The 19,596-nt window shown below is 74.8% G+C and carries 16 protein-coding genes and 1 pseudogene; 4 read left to right on the top strand and 13 right to left on the bottom strand.

Going from position 1 to position 19,596, the window contains the following annotated elements; all coding sequences use genetic code 11:
* Nucleotide 1: 1 nt before the first annotated feature.
* From egtB to GA0070562_RS08265, 4 genes are all read right to left on the bottom strand, one after another.
* Nucleotides 2–1,309: an ergothioneine biosynthesis protein EgtB gene (gene egtB, locus GA0070562_RS08280; RefSeq protein WP_091417992.1), complete on the bottom strand. Its 1,308-nt coding sequence runs from the start codon at nt 1,307–1,309 to the stop codon at nt 2–4.
* Entirely contained in the window at nt 1,306–2,541 is a 1,236-nt protein-coding gene (gene egtA, locus GA0070562_RS08275) for an ergothioneine biosynthesis glutamate--cysteine ligase EgtA (RefSeq protein WP_091417989.1), read from the bottom strand. The genes egtB and egtA overlap by 4 nt, the downstream gene beginning before the upstream one ends.
* A 156-nt stretch (nt 2,542–2,697) precedes the next feature.
* Nucleotides 2,698–3,459, bottom strand: a complete 762-nt coding sequence (locus GA0070562_RS08270; RefSeq protein WP_244254136.1) for a hypothetical protein — start codon at nt 3,457–3,459, stop codon at nt 2,698–2,700.
* Between the two features lie 19 nt (nt 3,460–3,478).
* Nucleotides 3,479–4,105, bottom strand: a complete 627-nt coding sequence (locus GA0070562_RS08265) for an RNA polymerase sigma factor (RefSeq protein ID WP_091417982.1) — start codon at nt 4,103–4,105, stop codon at nt 3,479–3,481.
* A gap of 497 nt (nt 4,106–4,602) precedes the next feature.
* Between GA0070562_RS08265 and GA0070562_RS08260 the strand changes: the two genes are divergently transcribed.
* On the top strand, nt 4,603–5,988 hold the full coding sequence (locus GA0070562_RS08260; protein WP_225853204.1) for a serine/threonine-protein kinase: 1,386 nt from the start codon (nt 4,603–4,605) through the stop codon (nt 5,986–5,988).
* Between the two features lie 53 nt (nt 5,989–6,041).
* On the opposite strand, the pseudogene GA0070562_RS08255 reads toward GA0070562_RS08260, so the two are convergent.
* From GA0070562_RS08255 to GA0070562_RS08235, 5 genes and pseudogenes are all read right to left on the bottom strand, one after another.
* A pseudogene (locus GA0070562_RS08255) lies at nt 6,042–8,468 on the bottom strand (ABC transporter permease); the annotation flags it as partial.
* 5 nt (nt 8,469–8,473) lie between these two features.
* The gene (locus GA0070562_RS08250; protein ID WP_091417974.1) at nt 8,474–9,238 is read right to left on the bottom strand and encodes an ABC transporter ATP-binding protein; all 765 of its coding nucleotides are present in this window, start codon (nt 9,236–9,238) and stop codon (nt 8,474–8,476) included.
* A gap of 148 nt (nt 9,239–9,386) precedes the next feature.
* Nucleotides 9,387–10,052, bottom strand: coding sequence for a response regulator (locus GA0070562_RS08245; protein ID WP_091417971.1), 666 nt, complete (start codon nt 10,050–10,052; stop codon nt 9,387–9,389).
* The gene (locus tag GA0070562_RS08240; RefSeq protein ID WP_091417967.1) at nt 10,049–11,266 is read right to left on the bottom strand and encodes a sensor histidine kinase; all 1,218 of its coding nucleotides are present in this window, start codon (nt 11,264–11,266) and stop codon (nt 10,049–10,051) included. Before GA0070562_RS08240 ends, GA0070562_RS08245 begins: the two co-directional genes overlap by 4 nt.
* A gap of 194 nt (nt 11,267–11,460) precedes the next feature.
* Complete coding sequence (locus tag GA0070562_RS08235) at nt 11,461–12,156, bottom strand: DUF305 domain-containing protein (protein WP_091417963.1); 696 nt, start codon at nt 12,154–12,156, stop codon at nt 11,461–11,463.
* 138 nt (nt 12,157–12,294) lie between these two features.
* Between GA0070562_RS08235 and GA0070562_RS08230 the strand changes: the two genes are divergently transcribed.
* On the top strand, nt 12,295–13,746 hold the full coding sequence (locus GA0070562_RS08230; protein ID WP_091417960.1) for an LVIVD repeat-containing protein: 1,452 nt from the start codon (nt 12,295–12,297) through the stop codon (nt 13,744–13,746).
* Nucleotides 13,747–13,829: 83 nt separating this feature from the next.
* Nucleotides 13,830–14,444 carry an HD domain-containing protein gene (locus GA0070562_RS08225; protein ID WP_091417957.1) on the top strand — a complete coding sequence of 205 codons (615 nt, stop codon included), beginning with the start codon at nt 13,830–13,832 and terminating at the stop codon, nt 14,442–14,444.
* A 27-nt stretch (nt 14,445–14,471) separates the two neighbouring features.
* Here GA0070562_RS08225 and GA0070562_RS08220 read toward each other — a convergent pair whose 3' ends face one another.
* Nucleotides 14,472–15,467 carry a linear amide C-N hydrolase gene (locus tag GA0070562_RS08220; RefSeq protein WP_091417954.1) on the bottom strand — a complete coding sequence of 332 codons (996 nt, stop codon included), beginning with the start codon at nt 15,465–15,467 and terminating at the stop codon, nt 14,472–14,474.
* 48 nt (nt 15,468–15,515) lie between these two features.
* Nucleotides 15,516–15,989, bottom strand: coding sequence for a DUF1203 domain-containing protein (locus GA0070562_RS08215; protein ID WP_091417949.1), 474 nt, complete (start codon nt 15,987–15,989; stop codon nt 15,516–15,518).
* Between the two features lie 122 nt (nt 15,990–16,111).
* Here GA0070562_RS08215 and GA0070562_RS08210 point away from each other — a divergent pair, with 122 nt between their 5' ends.
* Nucleotides 16,112–16,987, top strand: coding sequence for a transglutaminase domain-containing protein (locus GA0070562_RS08210; RefSeq protein WP_091417946.1), 876 nt, complete (start codon nt 16,112–16,114; stop codon nt 16,985–16,987).
* A gap of 6 nt (nt 16,988–16,993) precedes the next feature.
* On the opposite strand, the gene GA0070562_RS08205 is transcribed toward GA0070562_RS08210, so the two are convergent.
* Nucleotides 16,994–18,604: an asparagine synthetase B family protein gene (locus GA0070562_RS08205; protein WP_091417942.1), complete on the bottom strand. Its 1,611-nt coding sequence runs from the start codon at nt 18,602–18,604 to the stop codon at nt 16,994–16,996.
* Nucleotides 18,605–18,608: 4 nt separating this feature from the next.
* The gene (locus tag GA0070562_RS08200; protein ID WP_091417938.1) at nt 18,609–19,568 is read right to left on the bottom strand and encodes a hypothetical protein; all 960 of its coding nucleotides are present in this window, start codon (nt 19,566–19,568) and stop codon (nt 18,609–18,611) included.
* Nucleotides 19,569–19,596: the final 28 nt, after the last annotated feature.

Raw genomic sequence — 19,596 nt, 5'->3', positions numbered from 1 at the left:
CTCACTCCTCCGGGCCGGCGTCACGGGCGCAGCGGAACCCGCTGAAGATCTGCCGCCGGATCGGGTAGTCCCAGTTGCGGAACGTGCCCCGGCAGGCGGACCGGTCGGTGCCGAACGAGCCGCCGCGCAGCACCCGGTGGTCGTCGCCGAAGAAGACCTCCGAGTACTCCTGGTAGGGGAAGGCGACGAAGCCCGGGTGGCCCCGGAACGGCGAGGAGGTCCACTCCCAGACGTCGCCCACGAGCTGGTGCACGCCCAGCGGCGAGGCGCCGGCCGGGTACGCGCCCACCGGCGCCGGCCACAGGTGCCGCTGGCCCAGGTTGGCGTGCTCGGTGGTCGGGTCGTCGTCACCCCAGGGGTAGCGGCGGGATCGGCCGGTCGCCGGATCCCAGCGGGCCGCCTTCTCCCACTCCGCCTCCGTGGGCAGCCGCTTGCCGGCCCACGCCGCGTACGCCTGCGCCTCGTACCAGCAGACGTGCACCACCGGCTCGTCGTCGCGTACCGCCGACCAGCGGCCGAACCGGCGGTGCGCCCAGCCGTCCCCGTCGCGCCGCCAGTGCATCGGCGCGCTCAGGTCCGCCTCGACGCGGTGCCGCCAGCCCGCCTCGCTCCACCAGCGCGGCTCGTCGTACCCGCCGTCGGCGATGAACGCCCGGTACTGCCCGTTCGTCACCGGCGCGGCGTCGATGAGGTACGCCGGCAGGTCGACGGTGTGAGCCGGGCGCTCGTTGTCCAGCGCCCACGGGTCGGTGGACGTGCCCATGGTGAACGGCCCGGCCGGCACCCGCACCTCCCCGCCGACCCGGGCCCGTGGCTCCGGCGGGGGCGGCGCGTCGAGCACCGGGGCGCCTGCGCGCAGCTGGTGGGTGGCGAGCATGGTCTCGTCGTGCTGCTGCTCGTGCTGCACGATCATGCCGAATGCGAACCCGTCGGCGACGAGGGGACGCTCGGTGAAGCGGATGCCGTCGAGCAGGTCGAACACCTTGTCCCGCACCGTACGCACGTACGCGCGGGCCTCGGCCGGCGGCAGCAGCGGCAGCGCCGGCCGGTCCTTGCGTGGCTGCTTGAACGCGTCGTAGAGGTCGTCGATGTCGTGGCGCACCGGGTCGCGGCCGCCGACGTCGCGGACCAGCCACAGCTCTTCCTGGTTGCCGACGTGCGCCAGGTCCCAGACCAGCGGCGACATCAGCGTGGAGTGCTGCCGGACCAGGTCGTCGTCGTCCACCGCGTCGGTCAGCAGCGCGGTACGGGCCCGGGTGCGCTCCAGCTCCGCGGCGATGCGGTCGCGTAGTCGCTCGGTGGTGGTCACCGGTGTCCCCTCTCCGCGGCGGCGCGGTGCCGCCGGATCGCTCGCTGGGTCTCGTCGTGGATGCCGGCCGGCAGTTCCAGCCGGGGCAGGGCCGTCAGGGCCAGGTCGAACAGCGCCGCCGCGGCGGTCGCCAGCGGGCGCTCGGCCAGCCCGCACCGGGCCGCCGCGCGCCACCGGTCGGCGACCGGAGCAGCAGCCGCCAGCGCGTCCCGGGTGGTCGCCGGGTCGGCGAAGATCGCCGCCAGCACCGCCAGCGGCACGGTCCACTCCGGGCCGGGCTGGGTGTCCAGGTAGCGCAGCTCCAGGTAGCCGCGCGGGCGTACCGGCGGGAACAGCGTGCTGAGGTGGTATTCCAGGTCGTCGGTGGTGGGCGGGCGGGGCAGCGCCCCGGCCAGCCAGTCGGCGAACGTGACACCGGGCGGCGCGGTCCAGTCCGGGCCGTCGCCGCGTACGCAGAGCAGCGGCGCGGCGAGCGCGTACCCGGTCCAGGCCGCCACCGGGTCCTCGTCGGCGCGCTCGGGCGACCAGACCGGACGCGTCCGGGCCGGGTCGATGGCCAGCCAGGTGGCCATCCGGGCGGAGGCCCAGCCGGTGCGGCGCCCCGCGTGCCGGTCGGCGGTGGCGAAGGCGGCGAGCAGCGGCGGGCCGACGGCGTGCGCGGCGGCCCACCGCTGCGCCAGATGGCCCGGCTCGCCCGCGTCCAGGCAGACCTGGAGGCCGGCGGTGCTGTACATCATCGCCCGTCCCGCCGGGCCACGGCGGTCGAAGGCACACCGCATGGCCCGGTAGCGCGGGGTCTCCACGACGGGCCGGGGAAGGCGCCAGGGGTCGATGCCGCTGCGGCCGAGCACCAGGCCGGCGGCGTCCAGCCGGGCCCGCAGCTCGGCGACGTCGGCCTCGGTGGCGAGGATGAGCGCGGCGACCGACGATCGCGGTGTCGCGGAGATCTCCACCTGCCCGCCGGGCTCCACGGTCACGGCGCCGCCGCGCCGGAGCTCGTCGGCCGGGCTGGTGGGGTCGAGGGCCACGGGGCTGTGCCGCCCCAGCGCCTCGCGTAGTCGCTCGCGGTCGACCGGCCGGGCCGGGTCCGCGGCGTCGTGCACGGTCCACTCCAGTTCGACGCCGACGAGTGCGGGTGGCCCGGTCTTGAAGCAGATCCGGGCCAGGTGGCCCCGGGCCGCCTCCTCGTCCCCCAGGACGACTGCCCGGTCCAGATCCGGCGACATCACCATGGGACGGCTCCTCCTCGGCGATGGGCGACGACGTCGTCGCGACGCGCCCGGCCGGGACGGCACGGGAACGCCGCCCAACCATCCTCTGTCTAGCAGACGAGATCCGCTTGCCCGGAGAGATGAAATTTTGTCCGGAATCTGATTGCGCCGCGGCGTTCAGTCGTCCGTCCGCGGACCCGGGCGCTCGGGCTCCGGCTCGTCGTCCGGGCCCTCCGCCGGCGCGCCGACCAGGTTCCGGCAGTAGCTCTCCACCTGCTCGGGGCCGCCCGCGGCGGCCACCAGGTCGGCGAAGCCCGGCGTGGTGAGCGCCTTCTCCCGCTGCCGTTCCGGCTTGGCCAGGTAGGCGCGGCAGTGGCCGGCCATCCGGCCGCTGGTGGCCGCGGGCGCGGGTGGCCCGCCCTCGGCGCTCGGCGTCCCGGACGACGCCGGGGTCGGCGCCGGTGGCGACGCCGCGCCGGACGCGTCGCCGGCCGGGGTGCCCGGCGCCGGCCGCGACGGCCCGGTGACGCCGGGGCCGGTGCCGGTCGGTCCGGCGCCGGTGGGTCCGGCCGTCGTCGCGGGCGGGACCACCGGCTCGGGAGGGCGGTCCAGGCGCACGGCGGCGAACGCCACCCCGGCGACCGCGGTGGCGGCCAGCCCGGACAGCGCGGCGGCGATCCGCAGGCGCCGGCGCGGGCGCGGCGCGGCCACCGCCGCCGCCGTCGGGGCCGTCCCGTCCGTGGCGCGGGCCGCCCGGAAGGCGGCGAGCGCCCGCTCCTCCCCGGCGACCTCGCCGGGGGCCGCCGGTCCGGCGGCGGCGGACAGCAGCCGGGTCAGCGGGTCGGCGTCGGCCCCCGGCGGCGTGCCGGCGCGCGCCGCGTCGAGCAGGCGGTCGGATTCCGCCCGGTCGGCGGGCCCGCCGGACCGGCGAGCGTGCATGCCGTCGTCTCCCCTCACGTCAGCCCTCCGCCGGCTCGGCCTCGGGCGCGTGCGGCACCTGGCGGTCGGTACGGGGACGCGGCGCGACGGCGTCCCGGACGTCGTCCGACGCCGCCGAGCGCTCCAGCAGCGCGGCCAGCCGGCGCAGGCCCCGGTGCGCGGCGGTACGAACCGCGCCGGCCCGCCGGCCCAGCACCCGTCCGGCCGTCTCCGCGTCCAGGCCGATGACGGCCCGCAGCATCACCGCCTCGGCCTCGGCCGGCGGCAGCGTACGGATCAGCGCCAACGCGCTCTCGGTGGCGATCGCCTCACCGGCCCGGTCGGCGGTGTCGACGTCGGCGGCCAGGTCGTTGAGCGCCTGCAGGGGCACCGGCACGGAGGGACGCCGCCGCTGCCGGCGCAGATGGTCCATGGCTCGGTTGCGGGCGATCGTGACCACCCATGCGCGGAACTCGCCGCCGGTGAACGACGGCAGGTCGCGCGAGATCTGGAGCCACGCCTCCGAGGCCACGTCCTCGGCGTCGGCACCGACGAGGGCGGTCAGGTAGCGCAGCAGCGCGGGTTGCAGGCTGCGGTAGAGGAAACGGAACGCCTCCTCGTCGCCCGCCTGCGCCCCGGCGACCGCCTCGTTCAGCTCGGCCGTCACGCTTGCCGTCCCGTGACGGCCCGACGCCGGGCGTCGACGGGTGCCGACCACACCGCCATCCGCACTCGGCCCCCCGGTGAGCTGATCAGGCACGCGCACGAGCGTGCGGTGCGCCTTGGACACTGCCGCGCGGCACGGGCGTCGGCGGGACATACCGTACCGGCGACCCGGGGCGGCCGGGAGTCGGGCCGACTCCGGGAGGGACCGAGTGCTTCGGCAAGCCGTCGGAGGCGGGGAAAACAGAGAGAAATGTCTAGCCCCGCCATCGGCGTGTCGGGGTAACGCTCAGGGCGGTCGCGACGCTCCCCCGGATGGATCACCGCCGGCACGGCGGACCGCGAGCGCGGGGGCGCATGACTTTCTGGCCGATCGTACCGGGTCGATCACGATCAGCCGATCGGCGTCCCGGCTGCCGGGCACCCGGCCGTTCGGGCCGGCGGAGCCGGACGCGGATATCGCGGGAAATACTTCGCGCCTGCTGTGGGTACGGTATGGGGGTGCTGTCCTCAGACGTCGTACTCAGCGGTCGGTACCGCCTGGATGACCGTGTCGCCACCGGCGGCATGGGCGACGTCTGGCGTGCCACCGACCTGGTCCTCGGTCGTCCGGTCGCGGTGAAGGTGCTGCTTCCCGCCCTGGTGTCCGACCCCGACTTCATCGCCCGATTCCGTTCCGAGGCCCGGATCATGGCCTCGCTGCGCCACCCCGGCGTGGTCCAGGTCTTCGACTGCGGTGAGGACGACCTGCCCAGCGGCGGCCGGGCCGACTACCTGGTGATGGAGTTCGTCGCCGGTGAGCCGCTGTCGCGGCGGATCGAAACCGCCGGGCAGCTCGAGGTCGCCGAGACGATGTCGATCGTGGCCCAGGTGGCGCAGGCGCTGCACGCGGCGCACGACCGGGGCATCGTCCACCGGGACGTGAAGCCGAGCAACCTGCTCGTGCAGGACGACGGCACCGTGGTCCTGGTCGACTTCGGGGTGGCCCGCTCGACCAACGTCACGAGCATCACCAGCACGAACGCGGTGCCCGGCACTGCCCTCTACATGGCGCCGGAGCAGGCCGCCGGCCGGCCCGTCTCTGGTGCCACCGACGTGTACGCGCTCGGCGCCGTCGCGTACTGCTGCCTCACCGGCAGCCCGCCGTTCACCGGCGACAACCCCCTCCAGGTGGCCGTACGCCATCTCGACGACGAGCCGCCGGAGCTGCCGGCGGATATCCCGGCGTCGGTGCGGGAACTGGTGTCGCGGGCGCTGGCGAAGGATCCGGCCGACCGCTACCCGAGCGCGGCGGCGATGGCCGACGCGGCGCGGGCCGCGCGTACCGACTCGCCGACGGCGACCGTGGCGCTGCGTGGCGCCGCGGGTACGGCGCGGTCGCGGGACGACCAGCCGGCGGTCCGCCCGGGCGCCGCGGTGGCGACGTCGCGGCGGCGGGGCCGGCGCGGCACGCTCGTCGGGGCGCTCGGCGCGGTGCTGGTGGCGATGGGCGCGCTGGGCGCACTGGTGGCGGCCGCGAACGACACGGCCGAACCCGCTACGAAGATCGACAAGACGGCGCCCGCGGTGGCGCCGAGCGACCAGGCCGCCGAGCCGGTCGCCGACGAGCCGTCGGCGGATGACGACTACTACACCTACCGCCCGGCCGGTCCGGGCGGCCGGCCGTCGGCCACGCCCTCGGTGACGCCGAGCGCCTCGGCGATCCCGTCGGCGCAGCCGAGCGTGACTGACGAGCCCGCCCCGACGGACGAGCCGAGCAGCACGCCGTCCAGCGCGCCGACGACGACGGCACCCACCACGGCGCCGGCGCCGGACCCGACCACCGCCGACCCCGGCACCGGCACCGGCGGCGGAGACACCGGCGGGCAGCCGGTCACCCAGCCCTGACCCACGGCACCCACGAGCCGGCCCCGCCCACGGCGGAGCCGGCTCGTCCGTGTCCGGAGCGAGGCGAGCAGCGCGGCCACCACCGACACCGCGACGATCAGCCCGATCCGTCCCCAGGGCAGCACCAGCGTGAAGTCACCGCCGATGCGGGCCACCACGGCCGTCGCCCCGGCCGCCGTCCCGGTGCCGAGCGCGATGCCGAGCAGCGTGCCGACGAGCGCGGTGAGCACCGCCTCGACCGCGAGCACGCCCCGCATCCCGGCCCGGCTGAGGCCGACCGCGCGCAGCACCGCGGTCTCCCGGGTGCGTTCCACCACGGACAGACTGAGCGTGTTGGCGACCCCGACCAGCGAGATCACCACGGCCAGGCCGAGCAGCGCGGTGACGAACCCCAGCACCAGGTCGACCGTGCCGGTGAGCATCTTCTTGTACGCGGCCTGGTCCATCACGTTCACCGTCGGGTATCGGGCCAGCACCGACTCGACAGCCCTCCGGGCCGCGTCGACGCTCACCCCGGCGGCCGGGTCCACCTCGGCCAGGTAGCCGCGCTCGGCGGGGAACAGGGCGCTGAAGTCGGCGTCCAGCACGTCCACCAGGTGACCGGCGGGCACCGGGCTGCCGGCCAGCACCGGCTCCTCGTCGGCCACCACCGCGGCGACCCGGAACGGCCGCCCGGCGAGGGTGATCGTGGAGCCGGCCGCCCAGCCCCGGTCCGCGGCCAGTTCGCGGTGCACCAGCACCGACCCCGGCCCCAGGTCCGCCGGGTCACCGGCGTCCACGGCGGACAGCGTCCGCCGGACCAGCGCCGGATGCGCGGCGCGCAGCTGCACGTCGCCGACCACCCGGCTGCGCTGCTCGTGCACCACACCCAGCTCCGGGCGGGCGGCCAAGTCGTCGGCGAGCGTGGCCGGCAGGTCACCGCCGATGCCGGTGACCAGGAAGTCCACGCCGATCCGCGCGTCCACCGCGCGTTCGATGCCGGACTTGACGCTCGCCGCGCCGACCACGAAGGCCGAGACCAGCCCGATGCCGATCACCATGGCCGTCGCGGTCGCGGCGACCCGGCGCGGGTTGCGCACCGCGTTCGACACGGCCAGCCCGCCGGTCGCGCCGAACGCCGCGCGGAACGGCCCGCCGAGCACCCGTACCAGCGCCGGCACCAGCACCGGGCCGAACGCCACGATGCCGCCGAAGGCCAGCAACCCGCCGGCCGCGACCAGCACCACCTGACCGGTGGCCCCGGCGCCGGCCAGCGCCGCCACACCGGCGGCGAGCGCCAGCGCGCCGACCGCCAGCCGGAGCCGCCCGGCCGGGCGGACCGGGTTGATCGCCGCGTCGGTGAGCGCGGCCACCGGGGCGACCCGCGTGCCCTGCCAGGCCGGCAACGCGGCCGATGCCACGGTGAGCAGCGTCCCCAGCCCCAGCGAGACCAGCAGCGTACGCGGGGTCAGGGTGAGTCCGCCGCCGAGCGGCGCCCCCGTGCCGGCGAGCAGGAGGCCGAGGCCCCCGGCCACCGCCGCGCCGGCCAGCACCCCGGCCGCGGAGGCGAGCAGGCCGGTCACCGCCGCCTCGGACAGCGTGGCCCGGTAGATCTGGCCCCGGGTGGCGCCGACCAGGCGCAGCAGCGCGGTACGCCGGGAGCGCTGGGCGAGCACGATGGCGAAGGTGTTGGCGATCACGAAGCCGGCCACCACCACCGCCACCGCCGCGAACGTGCCCAGCAGCATCCCGAACTGCCGCAGGTCGCGTACCGCGTCGTCGACGGCCGCGTCGAGGACGGCGTCCCGGTCCCGGACCGTCACGTCCGGCCCCACCACGGCGCGGACCCGGTCGGCGAGCGCCGCCGCGTCCACTCCGGGCCGCGCCGCCACCATGATCCGGCCATAGCCCTTCTCGCCGCTGACGGTGAGCGCGTCCGGGCCGGTCAGCCCGATGTACGGGCCACCGACGTCGCGGGAGCTGCCGTCCACGTCGACGGTGCCGACCAGGGTGAACGGGCGGGCCGCACCGTCCCGCCCGCCGATCGACACCGGGCCGCCCACCGTGAAGCGCTGCTCGGCGACGGTCTCGTCGTCCAGCACCACCTCGCCGGGGCGCTGTGGCAGCCGCCCGGTCACCACGTCGTAGGACTGGAGGTCCGCCTCGGTCGGGATCGCGGCGAGCACCGCGTACCCGAGCACGGGACGGCCGTCGGCGCCGACCACCCCGGCGGAGCCGGTCAGCTCGCCCGCGGCGGCGGCCACCCCGTCGACGGCGCGTACCCGGTCCACGAGCGCCGGGGGCAGCGGGTCGGTCTCGGCGTACGCGGCCACGTCGGTGTGTCGGTCGAACTCACCGGCCCGCTCGTACGCCCCGGCGCGCATGCCGTCGATGAACATCAGCGTGCCGGCGACGAACGCGACGCCGAGCACGACGGCCAGCGAGGACAGCAGCAGGCGCAGGCCGTCGGCGCGGACCTGGCGCAGGGTCAGGCGCAGCATGCCGCTCACCGCCCCGCCGGGGCCGCGGCCGGGTCGAGCCGGCTCAGCGCGTCCCGGACGTCGCCGACGGTCGGCTCGTGCAGCTCGTCGACCAGCCGGCCGTCGGCGAGGAAGACCACCCGGTCGGCGTGCGCGGCGGCGGCCGGGTCGTGGGTCACCATGACGACGGTCTGGCCGAGCGTGTCCACCGCCTCGCGCAGCAGTCGCAGCACCTCCGCGCCGGAGCGCGAGTCGAGGTTGCCGGTCGGCTCGTCGGCGAAGATCACCCACGGCCGGGTGATCAGCGCGCGAGCCACCGCGACGCGCTGCTGCTGCCCGCCGGACAACTCCGCCGGACGGTGCCCGAGGCGGTCGGTCAGGCCCACCGCGGCGACCACCTGACGCAGCCACGTCGCGTCCGGCCGGCGGCCGGCGATCGCCAGCGGGAGGACGATGTTCTCCTCGGCGGTGAGCGTGGGCAGCAGGTTGAACTTCTGGAAGACGAAACCGATCCGGTCCCGGCGCAGCCGGGTGAGCCGCCGGTCGTCGAGACGCGTCAGGTCGGCGTCACCGATGTGGACCGCCCCGGCGGTCGGCCGGTCGAGGCCGGCGAGGCAGTGCAGCAGCGTGGACTTGCCGGAGCCGGACGGGCCCATGACGGCGGTGAACCGGGCGGCGGCCAGGTCGAGGTCGACGCCGTCGAGCGCGACGACGCGGGACTGCCCGGCGCCGTACTCCTTGCGCAGCGCGCGGGCGGCGAGGGCGACGCCTGTGGTCGGTGTTGCGGTCACGGTGGTGCTCCTGTCGGACACGGTCTGAAGACCCTTCCGACGCTAGGTCCGGCACCCGCTGGTTGATCTCCACCTGCGCGCTCGGCCTCGGTGCGACCACGGTCGTCCCCCACCGGGGGAACCCGTACGACCTGAGACGTACGGACGGTCAGCCGCCGGGCGTGATCAGGCCACTCTCGTACGCCAGCACCACCGCCTGGACCCGGTCACGGAGCTGGAGCTTGGCCAGGATCCGGCCCACGTGTGTCTTCACCGTCGCCTCCGCGACGTGCGCCCGGGCGGCGATCTCGGCGTTGGAGAGCCCCTGTGCCACCAGCAGCAGCACCTCGCGCTCCCGCTCGGTGAGCTGCGCCAGCCGGGGGTCCGCCGCCGGCGCGGGGCCGAGCTGCCCGGCGAACCGGTCGAGCAGCCGCCGGGTGATTGACGGGGCCACCACCGAGTCGCCCTGTGCCACCACCCGGATCGCGGCCATGAGCTCCTCCGGCGGCACGTTCTTGAGCAGGAACCCGCTCGCGCCCGCGCGCAGCGCGGCGAACGCGTCGGCCTCGGTGTCGAACGTGGTGAGCACCAGCACGCGCGGGCCGCCGCCGGCCGAACGGGCACAGATCCGCCGGGTCGCCTCCACCCCGTCCATGGTGGGCATCCGCAGGTCCATCACCACCACGTCGGCATCGACCCGGTTCAGCACCCGCAGCGCGTCCGCGCCGTCGATGGCCTCGCCGACCACCTGCAGGTCCGGCTGGGAGTCGAGCACCATCCGGAACCCGGCCCGCACCAGCGCCTGGTCGTCGACGATCATCACCCGCACGGTCACGCCGCCGCGCTCCCTTCCTCGATGCCGGCCGCCGCCGGCAGTGGCAGCCGCGCCTGTACCCGCCAGCCACCGGCGAGTGTGGGGCCGGCGGCGAGGCTGCCGTCGTACACCCCGACCCGTTCCCGCATGCCGACCAGGCCGTGCCCGCCGGACGGCGCCGGGCGGACCACCGGTCGGCCGTCGCCGTCGTCCACCGCCCGGACCACGACGGTGTCCGCGCCCCAGTCCAGCGTCAGCTCCACCGACGCGCCGACGCCCGCGTGCTTGAGCGCGTTGGTCAGGCTCTCCTGCACGACCCGGTAGACGGTCAGCTCCAGGCCGGGCGGCAGCGCCCGCGGGGCGCCGGCGCCGCCGCAGGTGATCCGCAGCCCGGCGGCGCGGAACCGGTCGAGCAACGCGGGCAGTTCCACCAGCGCGGGTCGCCGGTGCGCCGGCTCGGCGGCCGGCTCGTCCACCGCCGGCGGCGACTCCGGGCGGTCGGGTTCCCGCAGTACGCCGACCAGTCGTCGCATGTCCTCCAGCGCCTGCCGGCCGGTGTCCGCCACGACCTTGGCCGCCTCCCGGGCGGTGGCCGGGTCCCGGTCCAGGGTGAACCGCACCCCGTCCGCCTGCACGATCATCACGGCCATGCTGTGGGCGACCACGTCGTGCAGCTCACGTGCGATACGGGTGCGTTCCTCGGCGACGGCGGCGCGCGCCTCCGCCTCCCGTTCCCGCTCCAGCGTGGCGGCACGCTCCTCCAGGCTGACCACGTATAGCCGGCGGGTCCGCAGGTTCAGCCCGGCCAGCCAGACCGCGCCGACGATCAGGGCGTAGAAGAACGCGCCCATCCACCAGGGCGCGGCGCCGGGCGACTGGAGCGCGGCGAGCACCCCGCCGATCACGGCGACGACCCCGGCCACGATGCCGTCGCGGAGCCGATCGGCGTACTTGACCACGCTGTAGAGGGCGATCAGCACGGCGATGTCGTAGCTGAGCGGACCCCAGCCGGCGATCACCTGGACCAGCGCGAGCGCGGCCACCAGTGCGCCCACCGCCGACGGGTGGGTACGCCGGAAGAACAGCACCGCCGCCATCGCCAGGCCGACCGCGCACGCCGCGAGCCCGGTCTGCCCGGCGAGGTACCCGGACAGCGCGAAGAACACGACGAGCCCGCACACGGCGGCGTCGAACGCGACGCCCCGCAGCGGACGACCGAGGATCAGGCGGTTCACGACCCCCCAGCCTAGGCCCGCCCTCCCGCCCTCCTCCCCCGCGCCCTCGCGCCCACCCCCGCCTTCCACCCCGTCGATCATGAAGTTGGCGGCGATTGCTGTCCGATTTGTCGCAGCCAACCTCATGATCGACGGGGTGAGGGCGGGGTGGGGGCGGGGTGGGGGTGGGTGGGGGTGGGTGGGGGTGAGGGCGGTCAGGGGGTCAGGAGGGCCTGCATGCGGGTGATCTCGGCGGACTGCTCGACCGCGACCGCGGTGGCGAACTCCTGCATCGGCTGGTCGACGCCGACCTTCAGCAGGTCGGTGGACATGACGATCGCGCCCCGGTGGTGATCGGACATCATCTGCACGAACAGCCTGTCGAACGTCGCACCGCGCGCGTCCGCGAGCCGCCGCATCGCCTCGGCGGATTGCATCCCGCGCATGCTGCCGTGGTCGTGCCCGGGCACGTCGGCGGGCAGGTCGCGCGTGCTGAGCCAGGCGCGCAGCAGGCCGACCTCCGGACCCTGCGCGGCGCGGATCCGCTCGGCCACGGCGCGGATGCGCGCGTCGGCGGCGCGTTCGGGCGCGAGCGCCGCCATCTCCAGGGCCTGCTCGTGGTGCGGGATCATCATCCGGACGTACCAGACGTCGAGGCTGTTCCACCGCGGCGTGGTGGCGCCCCGGACCTGCTCGGCGGCGCGGGTCGCGGCAGGTTCCCCCGGGCGCCCCGGCACCACCACGGGTGGCGCCGGCTCGGCGGCGCTCGCGCTCGGCTCGGCCACCGCGACGGTTCCGGCCGCCTCCGGGGTACGGGCGTCGTCGCGCCCGGTCAGCGTCAGCGCGCCGACCACCACGAGGGTCACCAGTGTTGTGACGCCCACCCACACCCGCGCCTGCCGGCTGGTCATACGACGCCTCCTCCGGTCAAGGTGACAGCGATCCTATCCATAGACGAAAGTTCCCTAGTGTGACCCAAGTCACATTGATGGACGTCTTCAATAGGTAAGGTGTGGCGAATCATGACCCCCTTTCGAAGGGTGTTGCCGATGATCAACATCCGCACGTCCCGCATCCGGATCGTCAGCCTGGCCGCCGCCGGCCTGCTGCTCGCCGGCGTCTTCACCGCGCCCCCGAGCAGCGCGCAGGCGATCCCCCGCGCCCAGGCCGCGCCGACCACGGTGGACAACGCCGTCCCCGGTGTCGACGAGATCTCCAGCAGCCCCAACCTGCGTCAGGTGGCGAACCTGCCGAAGCAGGCGCCGTTCGACACCACGGCCGCCTTCGGCACCGACATCGCCTTCCAGGGGCGGTACGCGTTCGTCGGCAACTACGACGGGTTCGTCGTCTACGACGTCTCCCGCCCCAACCGCCCGACGATCGTGTCGCAGGTGCTCTGCCCCGGCTCGCAGAACGACATCTCGGTCCACGGCAACCTGCTGTTCCTGTCGACCGACTCCTCCCGCAGCGACGACTCCTGCGCCAGCGCCACCCAGCCGGCGTCGGTGAAGGAGTCCTGGGAGGGCATCAAGATCTTCGACATCGGTGACAAGCGCAACCCGCGCTACATCAAGTCGGTCGAGACGGCGTGCGGCTCACACACCCACACGCTCGTGCCCGGCAAGGACAAGCGCAACGTCTACCTGTACGTCTCGTCGTACAGCCCGCGCGCCGACTTCCCGGACTGCCAGCCGCCGCACGACTCCATCTCCATTGTCAAGGTGCCGGTGAAGAACCCCACCACGGCCTCCGTGGTCGCCACGCCGAACCTGTTCCCGGACGGCGGCTACCCGGGTATCCCGGGCCAGTCGTCGGCCACCACCGGCTGCCACGACATCACGGCGTACCCGTCGAAGGACCTGGCCGCGGGCGCCTGCATGGGTGACGGCATCCTGCTGGACATCAAGAACCGCGAGGCGCCCCGGCTGATCGAGCGGGTCACCGACGCGGAGAACTTCGCGTTCTGGCACTCGGCCACGTTCAACAACGCCGGCACCAAGGTCGTCTTCACCGACGAGCTGGGCGGCGGCGGCGCGGCCACCTGCAACGAGGTGGTCGGCCCGAACCGCGGCGCGGACGCCATCTACGACATCACCGGGCGCGGCGACGCCCGCAAGCTGGAGTTCCGCAGCTACTACAAGATCCCCCGCGTCAACGCGGACACGGAGAACTGCGTGGCCCACAACGGCTCGCTGATCCCGGTGCCCGGCCGCGACATCATGGTCCAGGCCTGGTACCAGGGCGGCATCTCGGTGTGGGACTTCACCGACTCGCGCAAGCCCAAGGAGATCGCCTACTGGGAGCGCGGGCCGCTGGACTCCTCGCAGCTGCGTACCGGCGGGTCCTGGTCGGCCTACTGGTACAACGGCCACATCTACTCCAGCGACATCCAGAAGGGACTGGACGTGCTGGAGCTGCGTGACCCGCGTACCTGGCTGGCGCAGTTCCTGCTGGTGCCCGAGCTGAACGTGCAGACCCAGGCGGGCTATCTGAGCTGGTGACCCGCTGACTGCACCGGGCCCGGTGCTCCCCTCCCGGGGGCGCCGGGCCCGGTGCGGTCACGGCACGCGAACGGACACGTCCAGTGACGATCGACGACCGGACGGCGGTGCCGAGCGACACCCTGATCCGGGCTCTGCACGAACGGCTCGCGCCGTCCCGCGAGGCGTTGCGCCTCGTCTGGACGCACTGCCGGATCGTGTGCGACATCGCCGAACAACTGCTCGACCGCAGCGGCGTGGACGCGGACGTCGCCGTCGTGCGGGCCGGCAGCCTGCTGCACGACATCGGGGTCTACCGCCTCTACGACGCGGACGGGCGGATCGACGAGCGGAGCTACGTGCGGCACGGCGTGCTGGGCCACGCGCTGGCGCGGGAGGCGGGGCTGTCCGAGGTGATCGCCCGGTTCTGCTCCCGTCACACCGGCGTCGGGATCACCCGGGCGGACGTCCGCCGGCAAGGGCTGCCGATCCCGGCCGCCGACTACACGGCCGTCACCGCCGAGGAACACCTCGTGATGTACGCCGACAAGTTCCACAGCAAGACCACGCCACCGTCGTTCGTCTCCGCCGCCTCCTACGCGGTGGCCGTACGGCGCTTCGGCGCGGACAAGGTCGACCGGTTCGCGGCGCTCGTCGAGCGGTTCGGCGAGCCGGACCTGCCCAGGCTCGCCGCAAGGTACCGGCAGCCGATCGTCTGACGCGGTGCGGCGTCACCGCGGTCGTGGTCAGTCGCTCATCGGCAGGCGGTAGTCGCGCGTGCCGCCACCGGCGGTCACCACCCGCACCTCGCCGCTGCGCAGCCCGTACGTCACCGACCAGCGGGTGTGCGACTGGCGTACCGCGTTGAGCAGCCGCAGCGCCCCGGCCGCGTCGACCACCCCACCGGTGCGGTCCAGTTCCTTCGCCAGCACCCCGTACCTGTGGTCCTGGCGCAGTTCCCGGTCCGGCACGCCCACGGCCGGCACGTTCGTCAGTGCCTGCCACGGGCCCTGTCGCCGGTCCACCGTGAGCTTCCCGTCGACGAACTCCACCACAACGGACGCGCCGGTGGCGTCGGCCAGCAGGTAGTGCAGCGGCGGCCCGCCGTCGAAGTCGAGGTTGTAGCGCCGGAACACGGCGACCGCCTCGTCCACGGTGGCGGCCGAGTCGAGCACCAGGCGCAGGATGCGTACCGAACCCACCTTCGGCCGTCCGGGAACCGGCTCGGCGCGTGCCCCGTCGTCGGCGGCCAGCCCGACCGCGAGACCCCGCTCGTTCATGCCGTCGAACGGCAGCAGCGGCGCGTCCAGCAGCCGCCGGTCCCCCGTCGGGTCGGCGGACACGCCCAGGTACGAGATGTCCACGAGGGAGATCGAGGCGTACCCGTCCGGCGGGTCGGTGCGCAGCACCAGCGCGGGGTTCGGCTGCCAGTCGAAGTTGCGGGCGAACAGCGGACGGTCGCGGTCGGCGAGCGCGGCGAACAGCGAGCAGCCGAACGGGCTCGGCGGCGTCGACCCGGCCAGTCCGGCGGTCGGGTCGTAGTCGCCGTCGTACGTCATCTCGTACATCGGCAGATCGTCGATCTTGCGGAGGCTGGCCAGGGTCCGCTCGACCTGCCCCGCGTCCTGCCGGGAGGCGGTCGGCGAGCCGGCGACGGCCGGCGGGTCGGACCGGCTGCTCTCCCCGCAGGCCGTGCCGAGCAGGAGCAGCGCGAGCCCGCCGGCGATGAGGGTCCTCCGCATGACAGCGACGCTAGAAGAGGCGTCCGCCGATGTCCATCCGGGACCCGGTCAGCTCCGCACGACAGCGAACATCCAGCAGCCGTACACGACGTTGCGGCTGTGCAGCAGGTCCACCGCCGGGTCGGCGAACAACTCCGCGATCACCGCCTCCGGGTCACCGCCGTCGTGTCGCCGTCCGCCCACGATGCGGCCCCGGCTGTCGTACGCGCGCAGCACCTGCTCCCGTCCGCGCCACCGGGACGGGTACGCCGTCACGTCGTCCGGGCCGGCGCAGCCGGTGTCGTGCGCGAACACCGGCCCCACCTCGCGGTACGGGCCCGGCGGCAGCGGCGGGGCGTATCCGAACAGCAGCAGCGCCTCGTCCGGCCGGGCGTCGCGCAGGCAGCAGCGCAGCGGTTCGCCGCCGGTGGCGCGCCGGTGCTCGGGCGGCTGCCCGGTGGCGTCGCGGCCGGTGCGGCGCAGCTCGGCGAGCGTCTCGGCGGGCAGCGGGCGGATCCGGAATGCGGTACGGGTGGTCGTCACGGTCCCAGCCTGACGCGACCCGGACCGCGGCGCTGGCGGTGATCGGACCTGGCATTCGGGTGCCGTGAAATTGAGCGCGGACCGGGCACCGGTCTGCCGCATCCCGCGCCGACAATGGCCGGATGGACATCCACGACTACCGGAACCACTCCCCGTACAGCGATCCCCGCCACCACGCGGCGCTGCTCGACGCCGTGCCCGCCGACCTGCCCACCGTCGCGGCGACCGCCCGCAACGTGATCGTCCACTACCGCGCCGGTGGCGTGGAGCTGACGGACGTCCGCCGGGCCGAGGTGAACCTGCGCTGGATGGACCGCATCCTCGACGCCGACCAGTCCCGGTTCCCGCTGCCGCTGACGGCCGAGCGCCCGGCCGCCGAGCGGGTCGCCGGCTGCTGCCGGGACCACACGCTGCTCACCGTCGCGGCGCTGCGTCAGCACGGGATCCCGGCACGCAGCCGGATCGGGTTCGTGAGCTACTTCGTGCCCGGCTGGCACCACGACCACGTGCTCGCGGAGTGGTGGAACGGCGAGCGCTGGGTCTGGTCCGATCCGGAGCTGGACCCGGCCGGCGACCGGCCGTTCGACGGCTACGACATCGACCCGGAGGCGGGGCACTTCGAGTCGGCGGCCCGGGTGTGGCTGGCGTACCGGGCGGGCCGGATCGACCCGGACACCTACGGCGTGGACCCGTCGCTGCCGATCCGGGGCGACTGGCTCGTCCACGACTACGTGCTGCTGGAGCTGGCCCACCGGCACAAGGACGAGGTGCTGCTCTGGGACGGTTTCGGGGCGATGACCGAGGACCTGACCGGGGCCGACCTCACGCTCGTCGACGAGGTCGCCGCGCTGCTGGTGGCCGCCGACCGCGGCGACGCCGCCGCCGAGCGGGAGCTGGCCCGGCGGTACGCCTCGGACGCCCGGTTGCGTCCGGGCCCGACGGTCCACTGCGTCGACCCGGTCTCCGGCACGGCCGCCGACGTCGACCTGCGGCGCTGACCTGGCTCACCCGGGCAGGGGCGCCTCGTCGCCGCGGATGCGGCGCGGGTTGACCAGCCGGCGGACCATCGGGGCGGCGTTCCAGCGGGCCGCGCCGACCAGGTCCCGGGCGTGTTCGAGCACCGTGTAGTCGGGCCGGGCCATGCCTTCCGCGATGGCCCGGTCGAGGTCGTTGCCGCAACGGGTGAGCACGCTGTCGAAGTCCCGGCGCACCGGTTCGAGCAGGTCGTAGCCGAAGGAGCGGTGCAGCCGGGCGAACAGCGGCTTGTAGAGGCGGGCCCGCTCGTGCAGCCCCGACGAGTACGACATCGGGTTCTTCGGCCGCTGCCGCACGTACTCCGGCAGCAGGTCCGCGAAGGCCCGCCGGACGATCCACTTCTCCTGCCCGTCGCGCAGTTTCACGCCCAGCGGCAGCCGCATGGCCAGCTCGACGACGCTGAGGTCGAGGAACGGCACCCGGGCCTCCACGCCGTGCGCCATGCTGGCCCGGTCCACCCGTTGCAGCTCGGTCCGGCACAGGTTGCGGATCTTGTGAAGGAACAGGCGGCGGGACCGCGCCGGCCCGACGCGGTGGTACATCGGGTACCCGCCGAACAGCTCGTCCGAGCCGTCGCCGGTGAGCACCACGCGTACGCCCAGCTCGCGCAGCCGCCGGAAGATCGGCACCGAGACGACCGCGTTGATGATGTCGCCGTACTCGGTCAGCTCGGAGATCCGGATCGCCTCGCGGACGTCGGCGAGCCGGATGTCGCGCGGGCGCAGCTCGATCACCTCGTGCGGTACGCCGAGGTCGGCGGCGAGCCGCCGGGCGTACGCGACGTCCGGGCTCTCCGGCACGCCGATGGTGACCGCCACGCAGTCGGGATGCAGTTCCCGGGCGTGCAGCAGCGCCAGCGAGCTGTCCAGGCCACCGGAGAGCACCACGCCGACGGTGAGGTCGGTGTCCAGCCGGGCGCGCATCGCGTCGGTGAGCGCGACGCGGACCAGCAGGGCGGCCTCGTCCGGGTCGTCGATCACCGGCAGGCCGTCGCCGAGGGTGAGCAGGTCGACGTGCGGGCCCAGCCGGACCGGGTGGCCGGGTTCGACCCAGCCGTGGTAGCCGGGCGCCACCTCGCCGATCGGCGCACCGTGCCCGACCAGCGCCTTGACCTCGGAGGCGAGGTGCAGGCAGCCGGGCAGGCGGGACCAGTACAGCGGCTTGACCCCGAGCGGGTCGCGGGCCAGGTACGCCCGGCCGGTGTCCCGCTCGACGATCACGAACGCGTACTCGCCGCGCAGCCGGCGTACCGCGTTCTCGCCCCACTGGCGGAACGCGGTGAGCACCACCTCGGTGTCGCCCGTGGTGCGGAACGGGTGCCCCAGCCGGGTCAGCTCGGCGCGTAGCTCGTGGTGGTTGAAGATCTCGCCGTTGAAGCAGAGCAGGTGCCGCTCGTCCGGCGACATCCACGGCTGGACGGACCGTTCCCGGTCCACGATCCTCAGTCGCCGCACGCCGGCGAGGAGGCCGTGTTCCTGCCGGGTCTCGGTGACCTCACCGCGCGGCGCGAGCGCGGCGAGCATCCGCCGGAACGTGGCCGGGTCCGCGTCGGGGCCGATGCTCAGCGCGATGCCGCACACCGGGTCACACCCCCATCTCGGCCTCGTACGCCCGCCGGTACCGGCGGCGGGCGGCCGGGGCGAGGCACACGTGCCAGGCCTGTCCCTCGTCGACCACGTTCACCTCACCGGCGTCCTGGCGGGCCAGCAGCAGTCCGGCGAGCGCCGGGCGGGCGCCGAAACGGTCGTACCACTCCAGTTCGACGTCGGCGGCCCAGCCGAGGCAGTGCCCGCTGGGCACCATCGCGGCGTACCCGAGGCGGCGTAGCCGGTACTGGTGCTCGGCGCTGCGGGCCAGGCTGGTCACCCACAGCGGCGGCGTGCCGTCCGGCGCGACGGCCGTGAACTCCCGGGCCAGGTCGTTGAGGAGGGCGATCATCTCGCGGCGGGCCCGGCGGAACAGCAGCCCGGCGGTGCGCGGGGTGGCGTCCGGGCGCAGCCGCCGCCGGACCGCCCGCAGCCCGCGTCCCACCACCGTGCCGGGCTGTTCCTGGTAGCGGAACTCCAGCAGGCCGCGGCGGCGCAGCCATTCCAGGTCGACCAGTTCGGTGCTGACGCGGACCTGGTCGTCGGTGAGGAACGTCGCGCTGTCCCGCCACCAGAGCACGTCGATGCGGGAGAGCAGGTAGATCCGGACCAGCGCGGTGAGATCCTGCGCCGAGCTGCGCGCGTTGGGCTGGTAGCGGGCCATCTCCAGCAGCAGCGTCTCCCGGGCGCCGATCAGGCCCTGCGGGGTGGCGTCGAGGACGGCGGCGATGGCCGGTTCGCGCAGCCGCTGGTCGAGCAGCACCTGGCGGGCGGTGGTGGACGGCGCGTCGGCGAGCGCGCCCACCTCGACCAGGAGTTCCGCCACCGCCGCCCGGTACGCGGACAGGTCCGGCGCGGTGTCGGCACGCCGGCCGCCGGCGGGCACCCGCCGGGCGGGAGCGGCAGACGTGACGGCGGGACCGGGCTGGCGACCTGGGCTGCGGCTGGGCACTCGCATGGTCTCCGTCCCCTCTCGATCAGGACAC

The sequence above is a fragment of the Micromonospora tulbaghiae genome (genome assembly GCF_900091605.1).
Lineage (GTDB): Bacteria > Actinomycetota > Actinomycetes > Mycobacteriales > Micromonosporaceae > Micromonospora > Micromonospora tulbaghiae.
Note: the sequence above shows the minus strand (reverse complement) of the source record. Positions and strands in the feature narration are given on the sequence as shown.